At 70.0% G+C, this 22,124-nt stretch carries 7 protein-coding genes; 5 read left to right on the top strand and 2 right to left on the bottom strand.

What is annotated here, in order from left to right; translation table 11 throughout:
• The first annotated feature begins 9 nt into the window (after positions 1-9).
• Positions 10-4,326, top strand: a complete 4,317-nt coding sequence (locus tag ACGFML_RS13445) for an Eco57I restriction-modification methylase domain-containing protein (RefSeq protein WP_393543119.1) — start codon at positions 10-12, stop codon at positions 4,324-4,326.
• A gap of 123 nt (positions 4,327-4,449) precedes the next feature.
• Here ACGFML_RS13445 and ACGFML_RS13440 read toward each other — a convergent pair whose 3' ends face one another.
• Positions 4,450-6,996, bottom strand: coding sequence for a DUF262 domain-containing protein (locus ACGFML_RS13440; protein WP_393543117.1), 2,547 nt, complete (start codon positions 6,994-6,996; stop codon positions 4,450-4,452).
• 433 nt (positions 6,997-7,429) lie between these two features.
• Here ACGFML_RS13440 and ACGFML_RS13435 point away from each other — a divergent pair, with 433 nt between their 5' ends.
• Positions 7,430-13,138: an AAA domain-containing protein gene (locus tag ACGFML_RS13435; protein WP_393543115.1), complete on the top strand. Its 5,709-nt coding sequence runs from the start codon at positions 7,430-7,432 to the stop codon at positions 13,136-13,138.
• A gap of 106 nt (positions 13,139-13,244) precedes the next feature.
• On the opposite strand, the gene ACGFML_RS13430 is transcribed toward ACGFML_RS13435, so the two are convergent.
• Positions 13,245-15,416 (bottom strand): UvrD-helicase domain-containing protein, encoded by a 2,172-nt coding sequence (locus tag ACGFML_RS13430; RefSeq protein ID WP_393543113.1) that lies wholly within the window; start codon positions 15,414-15,416, stop codon positions 13,245-13,247.
• A 185-nt stretch (positions 15,417-15,601) separates the two neighbouring features.
• Here ACGFML_RS13430 and drmA point away from each other — a divergent pair, with 185 nt between their 5' ends.
• Genes drmA through drmC form a run of 3 tightly spaced genes read left to right on the top strand, consistent with a single transcriptional unit; the run spans position 15,602 to position 22,091 of the window.
• Entirely contained in the window at positions 15,602-19,441 is a 3,840-nt protein-coding gene (gene drmA / locus ACGFML_RS13425; protein ID WP_393543111.1) for a DISARM system helicase DrmA, read from the top strand.
• Entirely contained in the window at positions 19,438-21,330 is a 1,893-nt protein-coding gene (drmB, locus tag ACGFML_RS13420) for a DrmB family protein (RefSeq protein ID WP_393543109.1), read from the top strand. Before drmA ends, drmB begins: the two co-directional genes overlap by 4 nt.
• A complete protein-coding gene (gene drmC / locus ACGFML_RS13415) occupies positions 21,327-22,091 on the top strand; it encodes a DISARM system phospholipase D-like protein DrmC (RefSeq protein WP_393543107.1) in 765 nt (254 codons plus the stop codon). Before drmB ends, drmC begins: the two co-directional genes overlap by 4 nt.
• Positions 22,092-22,124: the final 33 nt, after the last annotated feature.

Genomic DNA, 22,124 nt, shown 5'->3' with positions numbered 1-22,124 from the left:
CGCCGCCCCATGAGCCGTGGAGCAGCCGCCGCCAAGGCCCAGGCCGCCGACGGCCGCAGGCAGCACCAGGAGTGGCTCGACCTCACCGAGGTCTCCGGCCCCTTCCTGACCATGCCCGTCCTGCTGCGTGCCTGGCCCCAGCTGGACACCCTGGAGAAGGACGAACGCGCCCGGCTGCGCGCCCGCCACGCCGACTGGCAGACCGACACGACGGCGGGGCGCGACGCGTGGGTGGCGTACGTCCTGGGCCGCCTCCTCGGCTGGGAGGACGTCCTGACCCTCCGCCTGGGCGGGACCGAACACCACGGCCTGGACCGCCTCACCCTGCGTGTGGCGGAGCACCACACCGAGGTCCGCCCCGACTTCGCCCTCCTCGAACCGGGTACCGACCTCGCCGCCGAGCCCGACACCGAGTCCGTCGCCAAGCGCGTACAGCTCCTGGGCATGACCGTCCCCGCCGGCACCGCGCCCACCGCCCGCGCGGGCGGTGGCGGCGACTGGGCCGCGGCCCCCACCGACCGCCTCGCCCGCCTCCTGCGCCACCACGGCGTCCCCCTCGGACTCGTCACCGACGGCCGCTGGTGGTGCCTGGTCTGGGCCCCGGTCGGGGGCGTCACGACCACGGCCGTCTTCGACTCCATCGGCTGGAACGAAGCCGCCGAACGCAATGTCGTCCGCGCCTTCGTGTCGCTGCTGCGCCGCCGCCGCTTCTTCGCGTACGAGGAGGCCGAGACGCTGGTGGGCCTGCTCAAGGCCAGTCTCGCGGCCGGCGAGGACGTCACCGAGGCCCTCGGCGTCCAGGTCCGGCAGGCCGTGGAACTCCTCGTCGACGCCATCGGCCGCGCTGACGTCCGCGCCGTCGAGAAGGGCGCCCCCGGCCTGCACGCGTCCGGCGTCAGCGCGCGCGAGGTCTACCGTGGCGCGGTCGCGGTCATGATGCGCATCGTCTTCCTCCTCTTCGCCGAGGAGCGCGGCCTGCTCCCCGCCGACAACGAGATCTACGCGCGGTCGTACTCCGCCCGCTTCCTGCGCGACGAGCTCAAGGCCCGCGCGGCCGAGGAGCTCGAGACCTCGTTGGAGCACACCACGTCGGCGTGGCACCGGCTGATCGCGCTGTTCCACGCCGTGCACGGGGGAGTGGACCACTCCGGTTCCGACTTCCACCTGCCCGCGTACGACGGCTCGATCTTCGACCCCGACGCGTATCCCTGGCTGGAGCGCACCACCCCGCTCCTCCCGATCGACGACCGTACGGTGCTCCACATGCTCCAGGCGGTGCAGGAGGTCCGGGTCGGCAAGGGGAAGGCCCGCGAGGTCCGCACGCTCAGCTTCCGGGCACTGGGCGTGGAGCAGATCGGCTACGTCTACGAGGGCCTGCTGTCCTTCGACGGCCGTCGGGCGACCGAGCACATGGTGGGGCTGATCGGCCCGGAGGGGCTCGAGCACGAGGTGCCGCTGCGGGAGCTGGAGTCCCTGGCGGCGAGGGCCGCCGCATCGCCGGGTACGTCGGTGAAGGCGCTGGCGAAGTCCCTCCACGAGAAGTGGAAGGACCCCAAACCCCCCGCCACGGCAGGTCAGTTGGAGAAGCGGCTCGCTCCGCTCGGGGCCGAGGACGCGGCCGAGGCGCGGCGCCGGTTGAACGCGGTGACCAAGGACCCGGCGCTCACGGAGCGGCTGCTGCCCTTCGTCGGCATCCTCCGCGACGACCTGCGCGGCCTGCCGACGGTCATCCCGAACGGCGCCCTGTACGTCGCGGAGTCCTCGCTGCGGAAGAACACGGGCACGCACTACACCCCCCGATTCCTGGCGGAGGAGGTCGTGCTGCACGCGCTCGAGCCCTTGGTGTACGAGCCGGGCCCGCTCCAGACGGCGGACACGGGGGAGTGGCGCCTGAAGTCCTCCGAGCAGATCCTCGATCTGAAGGTTGCCGACATAGCGATGGGGTCGGCGGCGTTCCTGGTGGCGGCCTGCCGCTACCTGGGCAACCGGTTGATAGAGGCCTGGGAGAACGAGGGCCGCACGGACGCGGTGAGCTACCGCGCGGGGCGCGCCGTGGACGCCGTGACGGCGGCCGACGCGGAACAGGACCCGGTGGTCGTCGAGGCCCGCCGCCAGATCATCGAGCACTGTCTGTACGGGGTGGACATCAACCCGATGGCGGTGGAGATGGCCAAGCTGTCGCTGTGGCTGGTGTCGATGGACCCGGGGCGCCCCTTCACGTTCCTGGACGACCGGCTGGTGTGCGGAGACTCGCTGCTGGGTGTCCACACCATGGAGCAGATCCAGTCCGTGCACATGAAGCCGGCACAGCAGTCCGACATTCTCGCGGAGCAGGCCCGTGAGTTGGTGGACCAGCTGACGCGGGAACGTCTGGCGATCACCGCCATCAAGGGTGTGGACCTGGCCGCGCTTCAGCAGAAACGGGAGCGGTTGGACGAGGTCAACCGGCACTCGCGACGCCTGCGGCTGGTGGGTGACCTGATCGCGGGGGCAGCGCTGGCGACCTGTGCGTCGGGGCGTGTGGAGTGGTACGCGCGCAACGGCGGCGAGCGGGTCAGGGACCTGTTCCCGCAGGCGGCGTGGATCGTGCGGCAGATCGTCGAGGACGGGGTCGAGGACGACTCGGACGTGGTGCGGGAGGCGCGGGCCACGGCGGAGGAATGGCTGGCGGCGGAACTGCCGGAGGGGGCGTTGGAACGGCGGCCGGTGCATTGGCCGTTGGTGTTTCCGGAGGTGTTCTCGCTCAGAGGTGGGTTCGACGCGATTGTGGGAAACCCGCCGTTCTTGGGCGGACCGAAAGTCAGCGCGGCGTTCGGCAGTGCCTACAGGGCGTACGTGGTGGAATATCTGGCGAATGGCGTCGGGCGAACCAACGCCGATCTCGTCGCCTATTTCGTCCTGCGCGCGAGCCAATTCTCCGGCCGGCGTGGCCACATCGGCCTCCTGGCGACCAACACCCTCTCCCAGGGCGACACGAGGGAGGTCGGCCTCGACCAGCTGTCCCGCTCTCACACCATCCGGGGAGCGGTGAAGAGCGCCCCGTGGCCGGCGAAATCGGCCGCGCTCGAGTACTGCGCCGCATGGCTGTCCGCCGCTGTACCCCGATCCACCCTCCGGTGGTTGGGAGACCTGGAGTTCAGTGGCGGTATCACTCCGTCTCTCAACCCGGAGACCCGAGCGCCGTCGTGGGTCGAGAAGCTCGACGTCGCCAAGGGGATTTCCTTCAACGGAGTGAACCTGATCGGGGACGGTTTCCAGGTCGACGCCGCTCAGGTCGGTCAGTGGCGGGACGCGGGCGTGGACGTGGACGCCGTGATATTCCCCTACCTCAATGGCCAGACGCTGAACGGGGGTCCCGCGTCCCGCGGTGGAAAGACGGTCATCAACTTCGGTGAGATGAGAGAGGAGGAAGCGCGAGCGTACCCGGAAGTCTTCCGCTATCTGGAGCGCACGGTGAAGGTGGAACGTGCGCAGGGCAGACCTGAGGCGTACCCGGGTCTGATGGAGAGGTGGTGGCAGTACTGGCGCCCTCGGGCGGACATGTTCGCCGCGCTGGAAGGGCTCGACCACTGTCTGGCCATGACGCTTGTGAGCAAGTCGGTGTTGCCGATGAGGATTCCCGCGCGCCAGGTGTTCACGAATGCACTCGCCGTCTTCGCCTCCGATGATCACGGGCTGCTGGCGCTTCTCAGCAGTGCTCCCCACTACTGGTGGGCCATCGAGAACGCCGGCACCATGAAGGGGGACCTCCGTTACGCGCCGACGGACGTGTTCGAAACACTGGTACGTCCGCAGCCCACGAGTCGTCTGCACGCCGCCGGCCTGAGACTCGACGCCTGGCGAAGCGACCTCATGACGGCCAGGAGCATGGGCCTCACGGACACCTACAACCTGTTCCACGACGAGTCCTGCCAGGAGGCGGACCTCGTCGAGCTGCGCCGTATCCACCGGGAGATCGACATGGCCGTCATCGAGGCGTACGGCTGGGACGACCTCCTGGACGACTCCGGGCAGACCGCACCCGCCGACCCCACCCACGAGACGTTCCCGCTCGACCACGGCTTCCACGAATCGGACCAGGGCACCCGCTACACCATCGGTCTGCTCGCCCGGACCGAGATCATCGACCGGCTGCGCCAGTTGAACCACCAGGCCTACGCCGATGAGGTCCACCTCGGTACGGGGCAGGCGTCGGAGGCGAAGGTGAGGGAGAAGCACCCCGGCCTTCCCCCGCCCTCCGTCGAGGCCGTCCGGAAGCGCAAGAGGCAGTCGGCCGCGCGAGGGGGACCCGATTTCGGTGCGGGCGCCGAGGACGCCCTCTTCTGAGCCCCGGCGTGGCAACGGGAGCGTCTGCGCCGGCTCGAGTGCCCCGCATGCACGCATCGGAGGCCGCTGCGGTTCGGCCGGCCGCCGGACTGCCGCAGCCTGCACGGCAGTCCGGCCCGAGGGTCACGCCCGACGCGCCAGGTCCAGCGCCGCCGTATGCACGAACCAGTCCAGTACCCCGCAGATCTCGTCACCGTGTTCCGCGAGGACCTGGACCGGGAACGACGGACGCAGCTCCAGCTTCGCCTCCGGCAGGTCGATGCCCTCGATCTGGTTGAGGCGGTGCAGGAGCTCGCGGCGCTGCTCCGTGTCGTCGAAGGGGCTGCGGTCCTTGAGGTACTGGAAGACGACCTCGACCGTTCCGCTCACGGGGTAGATCGCGACGGGCCACATCAGGTGCGGCCGCTGGCTGGTGCCGGCGTCCAGCATGGGGAAGCAGCTGGTCTCCCCATGGCGACCGTAGTCGGTGTAGCCGCCCTGTCGGCGCCAGAAGTCGAGCACCGACCGGACCCCCGCGAACGCCTCCGGCCAGTGCTCCTGCAACTGGGTGCGGAACCGCTCCGCCGCCGCCGCGTCCTCCCCGTCGGGAAGCGGGTCGTGCGAGTCCTGCTGCGCAACGTCCTTGCCCAGCAGGGTGGCCAGCTCCGCGGCGGTCAGGCGTTGCGAACGATGAGCCCGGCACGAGGGGTCGAACCTCACGCCCTCGCTCCTCAGCAGGTCCTCCGGCGGCTGCCGGTCACTGCCGTCCGGCCAGTGGAAGGCGGGAGAGACCTTCCCGTCCGCGGTGAGGACCCGGTGGGCCCCGACCACCGCCGGGTTGGAGCCCAGGTACGTGCCGACGGGTACCGGGTGGCTGCCGATCAGCTCGGCGACATCGCCGTACGACGTCCACGTGCCGCTCGGCATCGCTACCAGCGCCGCGCGCAGTTCGGCCCAGCCTGCCCACTCCTCACCGGCCGGTTTGACCCCGCCGATCGGACCGGGCCACAGCTCCACCGACCGCCCCGCCAGCCGGTCGGCGCGATCCAGGATCTCCGCCTTGCCCCAGCGTTGCGCCGAGGCGATCTCCAAGTTCATGCGCAGGGCGCTCGACTCGAGGATCTGCTGCTTGCGGTCGAAGGGATGATTGGAGAGCTTCGTGTTGTCACCGGTCAGTGTGAGGTTGCCGAGCGTGTGCACCAGAAGGTCGTGCAGTTCCTGGGGCGTCTCGTTCGACTCCGTCTCGTCGGCGAGCAGTTCGAACCATGCCGGGGCCGGGCGCTGCGGGAGGATGTGCTCCACGCTGAGCGACGCCTTCGCGAAGTCGACGGGTTCGGTGGGGCGGTAGCTCTCCTCCAGGCGGCGCAGGATGTAGCTGCGCTGCGGAGGGCGACCGCTCCAGTAGAAGGGCTTGCTGCGGATCGCCTCACGCAGTTCGTCATCGCTCGGCCACCGCCGGCGCCGGCCGGACAGGAACCGTCGGACGGCCTCGGCCGCAGGCCGGTCGGTCTCCAGTTCCTTCGGCGCCTCCATGAAGATCCGGTTCAGCCCGGTGGTCGGCGTCTGGCAGATGAGGCGTCGCACCAGGTACGACTCGACGTACAGCAGGGCCTGCGCCGCGTCGTCGGGAGTCGTGCTGCTGGTGTCGACGAGGTCCAGCAGGTGGAGTGCGAGCGGATAGTGGGTCTGACCGCCCCAGGCGGCGAGGCGCTCCAGCACCGCGCGGAGTGAGGGCGAGGGTTCGCGGTGGGGCTGGACGATGCGGAGGAACCGCCGCCCGCGCTCGGCGAGTTGCGCGACCTCGCCCTGCAGTGCGTCCTCGTCGCCGGCCAGTGGCTGGAGCCGCTTCTGCTGCTCGCGGTAGATCTCGCTCTGCTTCGTCTTGTGGTGGCCGCGTACGACCAGGTCCAGCCAGACGAGGAGTTCGAGGTTCTTCGGGCCGAGGCTTTGCTGCATGGGCAGCCACAGCTCCTGATAGACCCGCTCACCCCGCTTGGGCAGCAGCATGAACACGTAGTTGCGCAGCAGGTCGCTCTGACTGAGCCCGACACCCGTGTTGTTGATCGACTCGAAGATGCGGTAGACGTTGTCGCCGCTCTCGGCGGTGATCTCCACGATCGACAGCAGGTCCTTGAGAACGGTCTCGACGCTGGCGATCCATCGTTCGTCGCCGGTCTCCCGGCCCTCGGCGAGCGCACCGCGGAAGAACCGATAGGCCGCACCGATGTTGTCTCCGCCGCCGGCCTCGGCCCGCGACTGGACGCAGGCGGTGTACGCCTCCCGGTCCGCTTGTGTGGGCAGCAGCCGGTAGTGGTCGACGCCCTCGTGGAATTCGTTGACGAGTATCTGCCGGTGCACGCGGTCCACGCCGCGTGGATCCCCGGTCTCCTTGAGGTGGTCGCGCAGAGCGGTGAACGCCAGCATCAGTGTGGTCAGCCGCTGTTGACCGTCCACGACCAGCCACCGTTGTACGCCGCCGGCCTGGATCTGGCCAGGGGCCAGCACGACCGAGCCGAGGAAGTGCGGCGCCGCGGCATCACCGGAGAGGTGCTGGTCGACGAGTTCACCGACGTCCTCCCAGAGGCGCGTCAGCTGTTCCCTGCCCCAGCTGTAGGTGCGCTGGTAGAGCGGCACTTGAAACTGCTTGTCCCCCTGGACGAGCTTGAGGAAGGTGATCTCCTGGGCGCGCATGCGCTTCCTTTCCCTACCGGTGCACAGGTCTTGCCGTCCGTCCAGAGGTTCGGCCCGGGACAGTGAGCATCCGAATCTATGCCCCGTCAGGCATCCTTGTCCGGCGGTGTGGTGGTCGACCGGTGGAAGATCCACGGCGCCGTCTCGTCGGGGGACCGGCGCAGTTGAGGGTTCGGTCGGTGACGCCGTACCCGTCGTGAGGGTGGCAACCGTGAACTAAGTCAACGTCGATACGCCTGTCGGATGCGCTGCGAGTCGAGGTCCCCGCAACCCCGTGAATCGGGATGGTGCTCCTGATACGCTGAACGCGTGTGCTCAGTTCACACGTCGCATTGACGCGCCGGGGGGCGCGTGATGTGTTCGTGCTTGATGTGGCCGGGCGGGATTTCACCATGTGGCCACCGTGTGGCCCTCAGCGGCAGTGGGGTGGCGTGTGAACCAGGGCGAGGGTGGCCTGAGTGACGATGTGCAGCCGATCGGTTCCGTCTACCAGTACGGCGACGGGCTGCACGTGCGAGTCGACGACGTCATGCCGTACGAACTGGTCGACGCCGACGACTCGTACGGGTATCGGCGGGGCGACGACCTGGTGCGATGCAGCCTGTATCTGAGTAATGGCACCGGCCGGCCCATCGACGTCGACGGCATCGGCCTGCTCGTCAGGACCGGGCCGTACGGAAAGACGGGCCGCCAGGTACAGGACCACAAGACCGAAGTGCTCGACGACGCCTTGGAAGGCACCCTGCGCAAGGGGCGCAGGGTCTCGGTGACGTGGGCCTACAGCATCCCCGCCGGCACAGTCGCGGAGCTGGACATCGAGGTGCGGTTTCCGAGTGCGCACGATCGGGAGAGCGTCACCTTCACCACGGCAGTGGCCGCCCCGGTCTCCCCTGCCGGCGCCCGCACGGCGACGGCCGGTGCCCGCTCGGCGACCGCGACGCGCAGCACGTCGATGCCGCTCCCGGATCAGGTGGCGCTGTTCGGCGAGCAGCAGGAGTCCCTGTTCGCGGAGCCGGAGCCGGAGCCGGAGCCGGAGCCGGAGCCCACGGGTGACCAGGGGCGCCCCGCCGAGGGGGGCGACCCGCCGTCCGCCGACGAGACCGACACCGCACGCGTCCGGCAGATCTTCCGGTTCCTCGCCGAGGCCGAGGAGTCGAAGGCCAGGCCCGTCCGCACGCTCGACGGTGCGGCCGGCACCGTGTGGTTCCAGGAACTGCCGGACACCCCCGGCATCGAGGTGATGCTCGACGGGGTGCTCGCCACCGAGGATCCGGCCTGGCTGACCGTCGCGCGCCCCGAGCGTGAGGACGCCCCGCATCCCGAGCCGCTCCTCGCGGCATGGGTGGACGAGATCCGCATCCGGGACTTCAAGCAGACCCGCGCCCCGCATCTGCGTCGGCGGATCGAGCCCGAGTTCCCGGACTGGTCCCGGGGCATTCCGCTCGAAAAGGTCTACCACGACCTGGACGCCCACCCGCAGCGGGAGAAGATCGAGAAGCTCTACGCCGCCTGGGAACAGGAGTGGCTCGCCTGGGCCGAGCGTCGGCGCGCGATCGATCCCCTCGTGAAGCTTTACGACCGGCTTCACAAGATGCACGAGGACGCCGCCAACCTCGGTGAAGCGTACGAACTCGTACTCGGGCTCGGTCGGTTGACCTGGCAGACGAGTAGTGGCCAGCGTGTGGAACGGCACCTGGTCACCCATCGGGCCGCCATCCAGCTCGACCCGTCCACCGGCACGCTCACCGCCTCCCCCGACCCGACGGGCGTCGGCCTGGAGCTCGAAGAGGGCATGCTCGAAGGAGCCCAGCACGTCCCGGGGCCCGTGCGGGAGGGAATCGTCGAGATGCTGGAAGGCGCTTCCGATGTGACGGACCCCGGGCACCTCGAAGCCCTGCACACCGCCCTGCGCAGCTGGGCCAACGCCGCGCACAGCGCCGGAAGCTACCTGCCGACCGTGGAGCGCACCACGCCGCGAACCCTCGACGTACCGCAGGTGGGACTCACACCCGCACTCGTCCTGCGGGAACGCAACCGCCGTTCGACGATGGACGCCCTGAAGGCCATCGCCCGCCAGATCGACGCGGGCACCCCTCCCACCGGACTGCTCGGCCACATCGCCGGCCGCGACGGGGCGTTGACCGCCGCAGACCTTGCGGCGGCCGAGGGCGACGGCGCGGACACCGACGCCGGCGAGATGTACTTCGCGCTGCCCGCCAACGAGGAGCAGCGCACGATCGCCGAACGTCTGCGCGCCAACCGGCTCGTCGTCGTCCAGGGACCGCCCGGCACCGGCAAGACGCACACCATTGCCAATCTGGTCACGGACCTGCTCGCCCAGGGCAAGCGGGTCCTCATCACCAGCCACACTCCGCGCGCCCTGCGCGTGCTGCGGGACAAACTGCCGGAGTCCGTCCGCGACCTGTGCGTGAGCCGTACCGAGGACGGCGCGGCCGCCCAACGGGAGCTCGAGGCGTCCGTACAGAAGATCCTGCACGAGTACGCCGGCTACGACCCGAAAGCGTCGCACGGTGAGATCCGTGCGCTTCAGGCACGACTCGCCGCGGCCCGGTCCGCCCAGCAGGCCATGCTGCGCGACCTCGCCGTGCTGCGCGAACAGGAGACCCATCGCTTCGAGGCGGAGATCGGCGACTACAGCGGCAGCCTCCAGGAGATCGCCGAGCGTCTCACCGCCGAGGCGGGAAGGTACGACTGGCTCGGCCAGGTCCCACAGGAACAGCCCACCCTGAGCGCCGAGGATGCGCTCCGCCTCCTGCACGCCACCCGCGCCTTCACCCCGCAGCAGCAGGCTCTGGCGGCCGACGTACCCGACCCCTCCGAGCTGCCGAGCCCCGCCGACTTCGAGGAAGCCGTCTCAGCCGTGCGTTCGGCGGAGGAAACGCACGCCGCGGTGCGAGCGGACCCCCTGAGCGAGGAGTACGACACCGCGGTGCGCAGCCTCGGTGAGGCCGAACAGCAGCGCCTTTCCACGGCACTCGACGCGTTCTCCGCCACCCGGGCCCGAGCCGCGTCCCTCGCCGCTGCGGCCGGCGAGTGGGCCGCGGCACTCCTGAAGCAGGTGACCGGAGGGCAGGACTGGCAGACGCGCAGCAGACAGGCTGCCGTCAGCGAGGCCCTGGCGGCGGTCGACGCCTCGCTCGCCACGCTGGGCACCGCGATGGTCAGTGGCTTGGATCAGTACGACCCGGTCACCGCCCTCGGCCACATCACCGCTCTGCACGACGGGCTCGGCCAGGGACAGAAGCTGCGGGGGCCGCTCGGCACGCGCTCGAAGCTGGCCAAGGCCGTCGGCGCGTTCGTGGCGACCGTCCGGGTCGACGGGCGTGCTCCGGAGGACCTCGGAACCGCAGCCGTCGTCCTGGCCCGGGTCCAGCTCGAACTGCGCCTGGCGCAGGTCGAATCCGAGTGGGACACCGCAACCGGCGCATGGCAGGGGCACGGTCCGCGTCTGGCTCGCCTGCGGCAGGACGCCGGGGTGCTCGACGCGCTGCTCGCCGTCGCCGCCGCGCGCACCGACGTGCTCACCGCCGCGGCCACCTCGCCGCAACTGGCGGTCGCCACCTGGCACGACCCCTCCGTCGAGGATGCCGTACGAGCCCTGCTGCGCGCTGCGACCACGCTGCGCGCAGCCGAACACTCGCGCGGGATCATCGCCGACACCGAGGAACTTCTGCGCGCTTGGAGCGACCGGCCCGGCGTCTCGCCCGCCGTCGGGCGGGCACTCGACACCGTGCGGGCCCAGGACCCGGACGGCTACCGCGAGTTCGGCCACGAGTTCGCCGAGGTCCGTGGCGCCGTCCGGCTGCGTGCCGAACAGCACGCGGCACTCACCCGTGTGCGCGAGGCGTTCCCCGCACTCGCCGAGCGGATCACCGACGCCGCCGAGGACGCCGCTTGGGACACTCGGCTGCCGTTGCTCCCCGAAGCCTGGGCCTGGTCCGGATGGCGCGACCGCATGGAGCGGCTCACCGATCCGGAGGCCGAGCGCGCCCTGCGAAGGCGGCTGACGGAGGCCGACGACGAGGCGCGCATCATGCTCGCCAGGCTCGCCGCCGCCCGTGCCTGGCACCGCTGTCTCGGGCTGCTCACCGGAGACCAGTCCCGCGCGCTGAGCGCGTACCAGCAGGCCGCTCGCCGTATCAAGGGCAAGTACCAGCACCGGTACCGGCGCGACGCACAGGCCGCACTGCGCAAGGCGCAGACGGCGGTGCCGGCCTGGATCATGCCGCTGCACCAGGTGGCGGAGACCGTCCCCATGGACCGGCCCGGCATGTTCGACGTCGTCATCGTCGACGAGGCCAGCCAGTCGGGCCTGGAGGCCATGCTGCTGAGTTGGCTCGCCGACCGGATGGTCGTCGTAGGCGACAGCAAGCAGGTCAGCCCCTCCAACGTCGGTCTCAAGCAGGACGAGTACTTCCATCTGAGGGACCGGCTGCTCACCGCTCTCGAGCCGGACGTCCGCAGCCTCTTCGGTCCCGATTCCAGCTTCTTCGATCTCACGGAGGCGCTCTCCGCGGGCCGCGGCACGCTCATGCTCAAGGAGCACTTCCGGTGCATGCCGGAGATCATCTCGTTCTCCAACGAGCTGTGCTACGACGGCCGGCTGCAGCCGCTGCGGCAGTACGGTGCCGACCGACTCGCCCCGATCCGCACCGTGTACGTCGAGCGGGGCGAGGCCGCCGGCACCCACACCCGGCTGACCAACACCGCCGAGGCCGAAGCGCTCGTCGACGCGGTGGTGCGCTGCTGCGCCGACCCCGCGTACGACGGGAGGACGATGGGCGTCATCAGCCTCCGCGCCAGCAAGGGGTACTTGGCGGAGCTGGAGAATCTGCTCGCCGAACGCCTCGACTACGAGCAGCGTGAGGAGCGGCGCATCCGGGTGGGTGACGCCGAGGACTTCCAAGGCGACGAGCGCCACGTCATGTTCATCTCCTGCGTCAACTCGGCGACCACCGCCGCCGGGACGGTGCCGGGCGGCTTCAACGGCAAGACGTACGAACAGCGCCTCAACGTGGCTGCCTCGCGCGCTCAGGACCAGGTGTGGGTGTTCCACAGCGCCCGCACGGAACAGTTCCACGAGAACGACCTGCGCCGGCAGTGGCTGGATCACCTCACCCGGCCCGCTGAGGAGGACACCGTTGCCGTCAACGGTGCCGTACTGCCCGACGTACGCCACGAAGCGTTCGACAGCCTGTTCCAGCAGAAGGTGTATCTGGAGCTGACGTCCCCCGGGTACCGGGTGCGGCCGGGGTATCGGGTCGGCCGCCACACGATCGACCTGGTCGTCGAGGGCGGGACACGCAGACTCGCGGTCGCCTGCGACGGCGACGCCTTCGCCGACGGCGAGGACGCGTCCACGGCGGCCGCCCGGCAGCGTGACCTGGAGCGCGTCGACTGGACCTTCGTCCGACTGCGCGGGAGCCGGTTTCATCTCGACCGGGAGCAGGCGCTCGCGCCGCTCTGGGCCGAGTTGGAGAGGCTGGGGATCGAGCCGGTCGGTGCATCTGCGGAGGAGTCCGTCGTTCCCGTCGAGGGGGCGAGGACCGGGGTTCCGTCCGTCGGCGGGGCGGACGGGGACGGCCGGGAAGGGGAGATCCGGGACCAGGGGTCCACGGTGGATGCGAGCCCGGGGGGCGCCTTTCGCGCCCCGGCCCCGGTGCCGGTCCCGGTTCAGGAGATTCCCGCCGCCGCCTTCCAGCGACTGGTCCGCGAGATGCAGGAGTTGCAGGCCGCCGTCGACGCCCCGGACGAGACTCCCGACGGGACGGCTGCGACGGACCTCGTCTTCCTCCGGAGGACACAGGCCGATCAGCGTGACCGACGTACACAGCGCCTCGGCTTCCTGCGGACGTTCCTCGACGCCGTCCGCGTCGGAGGGGAGGCGGCCGCGCCGAAGGTCGTGACCCCCGGTGCGCTGCTCGTTCTGGAATTCGACGGACAGGTCGATGACGACACGCTGTACGTGGTGGCCGAACTGTCCACCGAGGAGGCGGACGCCGTCGCGCCTTCGTCTCCGCTGGGGCACGCGCTGATGTGGCAGCCGACGGGATGTGACATCGCCTACGACGCTTCCCGGGGCATGGCGCGCACGGTCGTCGTCCGGGAGATCCGGGCCTGAGCACACGGGGCCCGGGCCGGGTCAAGAGCCCGAAACCTCCGCATCCGCTCATGGGGTGTGCCGCCCGAGACCCGGCCTCGGGTCGGGCGGCACACCCCTGCGGGACTCAGTCGGCGACCGGATCCAGCATCCGGCTCCGCTCACCGCTCCACGAGATCGCGAGCGCATCGCGAGCCCGCGTACACGCCACGAACAGCAGGCAGTGCTCGGCCAGCAGATCCGAATGGTGCTGCACGGGATCCACCTCGGGCGGCGTCACCTGCGGGGCGAAGGGCAACACGCTCGACGTGACGCCCACGACGGCCACACACCGGAACTCCAGCCCCTTCATCGCGTGCATGGTGGCCACCCGCACACCGGACACCCCCGGCCCCGGATCGTCCTTGACCGCGACCGCCGGGATGCGCTCCCGGCGCAGGCGGGTGACGACCGCGTCGACCAGCGTGTTGAACCGGGCGCACACCGCCACCTCGGACGGCTTCACACCGTCCCGGTCGATCCAGGTCCGGACCTGCTCGATCAACGCCCGCAGCTCCTCGTCCTGGCTCGGGTATCCGCGTGCCGCCGGGATTCGACCGTGCAACTGGGAGCGGTAGCCGCGGAGCGAGTCCCGACCGCCGTCATCGTCGTCGTCCTCACCGAGCCGGCCCACGGGCTGACCGTCGAGGAGGGATGCGGACCAGCGGAGGATCTCCTCCGTACTGCGGTAGTTGAGGCGGAGCCGGGAGGTGCGCCCACGGACGTTGATTCCCAAGGAGCGCAGCGAGACGCGGGAGTCGTAGATCCGCTGATGGGGGTCGCCGACCAGGAACATGTCGTCGGATCGGGGGGCCGCGCAGGCGCGCAGCACCCGCCACTGGGCCGGGTGCAGGTCCTGTGCCTCATCCACGACGACGTGGCGGTACCGCGGCCCGCCCTCGGCCAGGATCCGGGCGGCCTGGTCGCACAGCTGCGTGTACGTCGCCGAGTCCCGCGAGGCGACGTCGGTCGTGAACCGATCCATGACGCGCCACAGCCTGGCCCTCTGCACCCGCCCCACCTGCGTCCCGCGCCCCCTCCTCGTACAGCGCAGGTACTCCTCGGGAGTCCGCAGCCCCTGCGCGAGGACCACGTTGCGGAACTCCTGGGACAGGAAGCGTTCCGTCCACGGGAGCTCCTCGCGTGCGGTGGCACGGGTCCAGGCGCTCTTCTCGGCAGCGCCGGATAGAGGCTTGGGTGCAGTGCCCCGCGCCTCTCGGATGGCCCGGGCGGCGAGTGAATCCACCGTCGTGACGTCGACGCGGGCCAGCAGATGGGCATCGGTGTCACCGAGCAGGAGGGCCAGACTGTCGCGCAGAGCGGCCGCCATGGCGTTGGTGAAGGTGGTGAGCAGGATCCGGTCGTCCGAACGGCCGGTGCGCAGCAGGTGCCGGACCCGGTGCAGGGCGACGACGGTCTTGCCGGTGCCGGGGCCGCCGGTGACCTGAGCCGGCCCGTTGAAGCCGGAGTGATAGGCGTGGCGGCGCTGTGCGGGATGGAGGAAGATGCGCCAGCGGGTGAGGTCCTCGGTGAGGATGCGCTCCAGCTCGCCGGGGCCGGTCACCTCCACGATGCGGTCGGGCGTGTTGAGAATCGCTTCGGTGAGGGTGACCGTCGGCCGTTCCTCCGCCGTGCGCACGGTCTGTCCCCGCGCGGCGATCAGTTGTTCCCAGACGTCCTCGGGGGAGTAGTCGGCCGCCAGGTACTCCAGTACCTCGTACTGGTCGGCGGGCATCATGGGCGGTGCCATGACCGTCAGATCGTCGGCCGTGACGCAGACGCGGGCCAGGCGCAGAACCTGGGCGTCGATGCCGAGGTCGCGCAGCACGGTGTCGGAGTGCTTTTCGAAGAGGCGGGCAGGAGTCGCGACCGCCTTCGTCTCGAAGTACGTCTCCATCTGTTCCAGCGCATCGACGTTGCGCACCTCCAGGCCCCCGGTGGCGCCGTTGACCGAATAGACGCGCTTGCAGGCCCAGTTGATCGCCTCGTCGTGGGGGGCGACCCGAAGGAGGGTGAACAGCTCGCTTCCGTCGTCGGGGGCCAGGAGAACGCCCCGGTGGAGCTTGGTGATGCGTATCGTGCGGATCCGGGGATCGTGCGCCCGCCCGAGCTTCTCCAGGTGCATGCCCTTGCTGGCGTGGAGCTGAGGGACCGTCATGCTCCGGAACATCTGGATCGCGTCGTTGACTTCCTTCTGTACGGGTCTCTGGAGAGAGATGAGGTCCGCAACGAAGTCGTCGGACAGGGCGAGTCGGGGCATGGCGTCCTCGGGTCGCGGTGGGTGGTGGGGGCGGTCGGGGACCAGCCTAGGGACTTCGCCCCGCCCGGAGCGACGGAACGTCAGATAATCATTGTGTGAACTCAGTCAACGGTTTATATTTCTCCTGCCGCTGTACGACCGACCGTGCTCGTGCCCCACCGGATCTGTCCGAAAGGACCTACCGCATGCCGGCCCAGCCTGCCCAGGCCGCTGTCCCGCACCCGCTCGACGCGGTACCCCAGACGTTCCGCGCCGGGGATTCCCACGCGGTACGGGACGGGTTCGTGACCTACGTCCGCCGCGATCTGCTGGGGCCTTGGGACGGTGAGACGGAAACGCTCCCGAATGCCTCCTCCGGGCCGCGCGACCGGTACCTCGTCGGCATGCTCGGGCCGCGACCGCAGGCCGTCACCGCGGACCGGATCGCACGAGCCGCCGCCCAGAGCGCGGACAGCGAATCGGGCGACGAGCAGGAAGGCGACGACGGCGAACCCCAGGACCGGTTGACCCCGCAGGCCGCCGGCCACATCTGGGCGTCGTCCATGGGGCTGTCCTTCGCGGTTCCCGCCTCGGTCGGCACGCTCAGCGCCCACGTCCGCTGGGGCCGCTACACGCAGTCCGAGGAAGACCCGGACCGGGGCGCGACCCGCAGGGTCTGGTCGCGCGAGCAGATCGAGCACCCGGTGGACATCGACGTCACCGGCTCGGCCGATCGGATCGTCGAGCTCGAAGGCGACGCCGTCGTCCTCGACGTACGAATACGGCGATTAGGGCGACGCGCCGAACGAGGCGGTGCCGAAGACCTGCGCGTCGTCGAACTGGCCCTGGTGAACCGGCAGCAGGACAGCCGCGATGCTCGCGACGCCCACTGGCTCTTCCAGGCCGAGATCGACGTCACTGCATTCCCGGACGACCACGCCGCGGTCTTCCTCCCGGTCGACGACCCTCTCGATCCCGCGAACCGGGGCAATGCCCCAGAGGCCCCCGAGGACCGACGGCTCCGTCTCCTCTACCGGGACAGCCTCAGCCACGCCAAAGGTCGGAACGTCGCCGTGCACGCGCAGGTGCGCGAGGGCGAGCGCAACGCGCACCGCCTCACGACCACTTGGCTCCCGGAGTACGACGTCCGGGCCACCACCGCACCGAGCGTCGAGGACCAGGATCTCCTTCGCGGGCTCGAGCTCGGCATGGACGAACTCGCCGCGCTTGCGGTGCCCGCACGCCGGACCGAGCTCAGCGCCGCACTCGCTCCGCTGGCCGACGGCTATGGCACCTGGCTCGAACAGCAGCGGCACAGGGCTCACTCGCTCCCCGACGACCTGCGCGCATCGGCATGCGTCGCCATCGAGCAGGCGCTGGACGTCTGCGACCGCATCACTCTGGGCATCGACAGGCTCGTGGCCGACGACACGGCTCTGGAGGCCTTTCGGTTCGCCAACCGGTCCATGGCGCTCCAGCGCCGCAACACCGCCATCGCCGCCGCCCGCGCCGGCCGTGAGGACGACGGCGATTCCTACCAGGAGGCGTACGACGAGATCTACGCCAAGGGCAAGGAGGCTGCCGGCTGGCGCCCGTTCCAGCTCGCCTTCGTCCTGCTGAACCTCGACTCCCTCACCCAGCCCGGACACGCCCATCGCGGCACCGGCCGCGAGGCACTCGTCGACCTGCTGTTCTTCCCCACCGGCGGTGGTAAGACCGAGGCGTATCTCGGCCTCACCGCCTACCAGTTCGCGCTGCGACGCCTACAGGGCACCATCGGCTCGGGAACGGAGGCCCGGAGCGGCGAGGCGGGCGTCGGTGTCCTGATGCGTTACACCCTGCGCCTTCTGACCGCCCAACAGTTCCAGCGCGCCGCCGCCCTGGTCAGTGCCTGCGAGGTGCTGCGCCGCGAAGAGTTCGCACGGGACGCCCGTTGGGGCGCCACCCCCTTCCGCATCGGACTCTGGGTCGGCACCTCCGTCTCGCCCAACTGGTTCGACGAGGCCAAGGAGCAGATCGCCGACGCCAAGGAGAGCGCGAGTGACAAGCACGCCCGAGTCCTTCAGGTCCTCACCTGTCCCTGGTGCGGCAGCGGGCTGACGGCCCGCTCCCACATGGAGTACGACGAAGGACGACGTCGCGTTCTGCTGTACTGCCCACGCGGGGAGGGCGAGGACCGCTGCCCCTTCTCGCGGCGCGAGGCGCGCGGAGAGGGCATCCCCGTGCTCACCGTCGACGAGGAGATCTACCGGCTCGCCCCGTCGCTGCTGATCGCCACGGTCGACAAGTTCGCCCAGCTCCCGTGGAACGGCTACGCCGGCCTGCTGTTCGGCCGGGTCACCGAGATCTGCCCTCGCCACGGCTACCGCCACGACGACCTCGACGCCAAGACCGGCTGCGGAGGCCGCCACAACGCGAAGGGCGACCTGCCCGGCGTCACCGCACAGCCCGTCACGCGGCTGCGCCCCCCGGACCTGATCATTCAGGACGAGCTGCACCTGATCTCCGGTGCGCTCGGCACCATCGTGGGTCTCTTCGAAGCCGCTGTCGATCAGCTGTGCACCTGGAGCGTCACTGACGCGCGGGGGCAGAAGCAGGAGGTCGGCCCCAAGATCGTCGCCTCGACGGCGACCACCAAGCGGGCCGCCGATCAGGTGCTCGGCGTCTTCGGGCGCAAGGTCGCCGTCTTCCCGCCGCAGGTCCTCGACGTCGGTGACACGTTCTTCTCCCGACAGGTCGAGCTCAGCCGTGAGAACCCCGGTCGACGCTACCTGGGCGTGTGCGCGCACGGCACCCGCCTCAAGGCCGCCGAGATCCGGGTCGCCGAGATCCTGCTCCTGGCGGGACAGCAACTCTTCGACGGCTACGGCAAGCCGGCAGACCCCTATATGACACTGGTCGGCTACTTCAACGCGACCCGTGAACTCGCGGGCATGCGGCGGTACATGGATGACGACATCACCACCCGGGTGCGCTCCAACGGCAGTCGGAAGGGCCAGGACACGCTGGCTGATCGCATTGTGAGCAGAGCCGGCATGCTCAGCATCCAGGAACTCACCTCCCGCATCTCCTCGACCGACATCGGCGCGGCCCTCAAACGTCTGGAAATCGGTTTCGACCCCGAACGTGACACCTCGGACCGCCGGCGCGCCTTCCTGCGCGAGTATGCGGCCGCGATGAAGGAGAAGCGTGAACCCCGCGCCTCCATGACACCGACCGCCCGACAGGCGGTCGATGTGGTCCTCGCCACCTCCATGCTCCAGGTGGGGGTCGACGTCTCCCGATTCGGTCTGATGCTCGTCGTCGGACAGCCCAAGAACACCGCGGAGTACATCCAGGCGTCCTCCCGCGTCGGTCGTGACCCCGAGCGCCCGGGTCTCGTCGTCACCCTCTACAACTGGGCACGCCCTCGCGACCTCGCCCACTACGAAGACTTCGAGCACTACCACGCCACGTTCTACCGCCAGGTCGAAGCCCTCTCCGTCACCCCTTTCACCCGTCGCGCCCTCGACAGGGGCGTCGCCGCCACCTACGTGGCCGCGTTGCGGCAGGCGGCGTACGAGACCTCCCGCAACCTGGACGCCCACCATGTCGACCTCGACGGGCCCCTCGCCCAGGACGTCGAACGCCGGCTCCTGGAACGGGCCGAACGGGTGGCGGGCGAACGGCCCCGCCGGTATCTGCGCGAACGCCTGGACCAGCTGAAGGACGAGTGGCGCCGCAAGCGCGACGAGAACAGCTCGGCCCTCGGCTACCGGAAGGAGAAGCGCAGGACGACCGTCGTGAACGGGCTGCTGAGGCGCGCGGACGGATCCCGGTGGACGGAGCTGACCGTCGGGATGTCGATGCGCGAGACGGAGAACGAGATCAACCTCCTGCTGCCCGGGGGCGGGACCTTCCTCGAGGAGTCCTCCGGAGGCGGACCCGACTGGGACTTCGGTACCTCCGACACCGTGCGCGCCATCGACCACGACATGGCGGCCACCGTGGACAGCGACGAGTACGGACCTACCACCGCCGAGACGGGCAGGAAGGCGCAGCGATGAGCAACCACGGCAATCGCAGGGTCGGCGCGGTCCGCCCCAGCCACCTCATGTTCACTGCCGGTGTCGGTTCCCTCGTCGACCTGCCGAACTTCTCGGTTCTCGTCAAAGGACTCGATTCCTGGAGCTATTCCGGCATCACCGACTACGACATCGACGATCCTCGGCTGCGCGCAGCCGTCAACCGGTCCCTCCAGCGCTACGGGCGGGGGCAGGTCGAGCAGTTGCGTGCCGCTCCCTGGTCGGAGGGCGGGGACACGGACCCCAAGGGCTGGGCCGCACAGGGGATCGGCGTACCCGTCACACCCTTTCCTCAATGGCTGCGCTGCACCGCCTGCAACGTACTGGCCGCCGTCGACTCCGGTGAGTTCGCCTTCGTCAACTCCAACCCGCGGACACCGCACGAGGCGAAGTTCGTCCATGACTGCAAGCGGGGAAAGCCGCTCGCGGTGGCCGCTCGCTTCACCCTCGTCTGCACGGCGGGCCATCTCGACGAGTTTCCGTACACCGCGTACGCGCACCACGGTCAGACCTGCGGCAGGACCCCGCGCCCGAAGCTGCGCATGAAGGACCACGGAGGCAACCAGGCCGCCAACGTCACCATCGAATGCGTCGCCTGTGGCGAGAAGCGCAACATCCGGGAGGCGATGGGGGAACGCGGCCGTCGGAATCTGCCCCAGTGCCGTGGACGACACCCGCACCTCGGCACGTACGAGGCGACCGCCTGTACGCAGGTCTCCGTCCTGATGGTGGCGGGCGCATCCAACCAGTGGTTCCCGCTCACCCTCAGCGCGCTGGCCCTGCCCAAGGCACCGGGCGGGGACATCGGCAAACTCCTCGACGACCACTGGCCCGACCTGCAACTCATCGACGACCGAGATCAGTTCGCCTTCATGGCGCGCATGCCCAAGTTCGGGTTCCTCGCGGAGTTCGACGCCGACGCGGTCGTCGCGGCGATCACGGCTCGCAAGCGGGGGGCCAACGGGCCGGCTCCCTCCGCGCCCGACGTACAGGCCGATCTCTTCGGCCCCGAATGGGACGCACTCTCCGGCCCTGTTCCTCCGCCCAGTGATGACTTCGCGTTGCGGCAGATCTCCGTGTCCACGCCCCTGAGCGAACTCTTCTCCGACATCCGCCAGGTCGAGCGCCTGCGCGAGGCCCGCGCTCTGATCGGCTTCACCCGACTCGACGCCCCCGACCCCGAGTCGCCGGAGATCGCCACTCGCGTAGACCTCTCCCGCGGTACGCAGCCCTGGGTCCCGGCCAGCGAGGTACGCGGCGAGGGCATCTTCCTGCGCGTGCGGGACGACCTCATGGCCGAGTGGGTGGCCCGCATGGAGAAGTCGCCGCAGATGGAGGCCCACAGGGAGGCCTACGGCCGATTCCGCGCCAACCGGAAGTCGGACCGCAAGACGAGCGACTTCGACCCCTTCCACGGCTGGCCCGGCGCACGCTACATCGCCCTGCACACCCTCTCCCACTTGCTGATCCGCACCATCGCCCTGGAATGCGGCTACAACTCCGCCTCGCTCGGTGAGCGGATCTATGCGGGAGACGACGAGAGCCCGCGGACGGGCATTCTCCTCTACACCGCTGTTCCGGACTCCGAGGGCACCCTCGGCGGCCTGGTCTCCCTCGCCGAAGAGCGCGAGTTCGGCAGAATCATCCGCCGGGCCCTGGCCGACGCCGGGCACTGCTCGGCGGACCCGCTCTGCTCCGAACGTCTGCCGCACCATCCGGGCGACTACCTCCATGGCGCCGCATGCCACGTCTGCCTCTTCGTCTCCGAGACGACCTGCGAGCGTGCCAATCGGTTCCTGGACCGGCGCTTCCTCGTCCCGCTCTCCGAGGACAAGGAAGCGCTACTGACACCGGCCGGTCTGCTGCCGTGAGTCGGCGTGCGTTCGAGACCGCCGCCGAGGCCGCCGTCGCGGCCCTCGGCCTCTCCCGTGGCAAGGACCTCGCCGGGCTGCTGGCACAACGACGCAGCAGGGAACGGGTGCTGACCGAACTGGCCACGCCGGGAGTCAGCGACGCCGTCGCGACGCTCTACGACGCGATGGGCACGGAGTCGGTCTCTCCCGCCGAGGCGGCCGCGTATGTGCGCGGCTATGTCGCGGCCATGCTGCGTGCCCGGGACACGGTCCAGGTCCGCACGGTGTGGAGCGGCCCCTCGACTCCGGCCGTACCGGTGCGTGCGACCGCCCAGGTACTCGTCGAGGTCATCAACGAGGCTCATGACGAACTCCTGGCCATGACGTACGCGGCTCGCCCCTACCCAGCGCTGACACACGCTCTGACGGAGGCTGCCGCACGGGGCGTGAGGATCCACATCGTCGTCGAAACGCTTGCCGGCGCACGCGGTCTCCTCTCGGGCCGGGAGCCGGCAGACGCCTTCGCGTCCGTGGCCGGAGTGCGCCTTTGGTGCTGGGCACGTCACTCGGCCGAGCACGCTCACTCGCGCCAGCACGCCAAACTCGCGGTCGCCGACCGCCGTACGCTCTTCGTGGGCAGCGCCAACCTGACGCAGTCCGCAGCGCGGCGCAATATCGAGGCAGGAGTACTGGTGAGCGGCGGCGAAGCGCCCCGGCGTGCAGCGGAGCACATCGTGGAGCTGCAACGCAGGGGCGTACTCAGGCCCTTTCGATCCTGATTCGGGCAACCGAGCCCTGGCCCTGCCGAGGCG

This window comes from Streptomyces sp. NPDC048650, assembly GCF_043199095.1.
GTDB lineage: Bacteria > Actinomycetota > Actinomycetes > Streptomycetales > Streptomycetaceae > Streptomyces.
This window is presented reverse-complemented; position numbering and strand designations above follow the sequence as displayed.

What these genes read in the sequence shown, in the direction of transcription:
- ACGFML_RS13440 (WP_393543117.1), bottom strand. Translation starts at nt 6,996, where the DNA reads ATGCGCGCCCAGGAGATCACCTTCCTCAAGCTCGTCCAGGGGGACAAG.
- drmA (WP_393543111.1), top strand. Translation starts at nt 15,602, where the DNA reads ATGCCGGCCCAGCCTGCCCAGGCCGCTGTCCCGCACCCGCTCGACGCG.
- ACGFML_RS13445 (WP_393543119.1), top strand. Translation starts at nt 10, where the DNA reads ATGAGCCGTGGAGCAGCCGCCGCCAAGGCCCAGGCCGCCGACGGCCGC.
- drmB (WP_393543109.1), top strand. Translation starts at nt 19,438, where the DNA reads ATGAGCAACCACGGCAATCGCAGGGTCGGCGCGGTCCGCCCCAGCCAC.
- ACGFML_RS13430 (WP_393543113.1), bottom strand. Translation starts at nt 15,416, where the DNA reads ATGCCCCGACTCGCCCTGTCCGACGACTTCGTTGCGGACCTCATCTCT.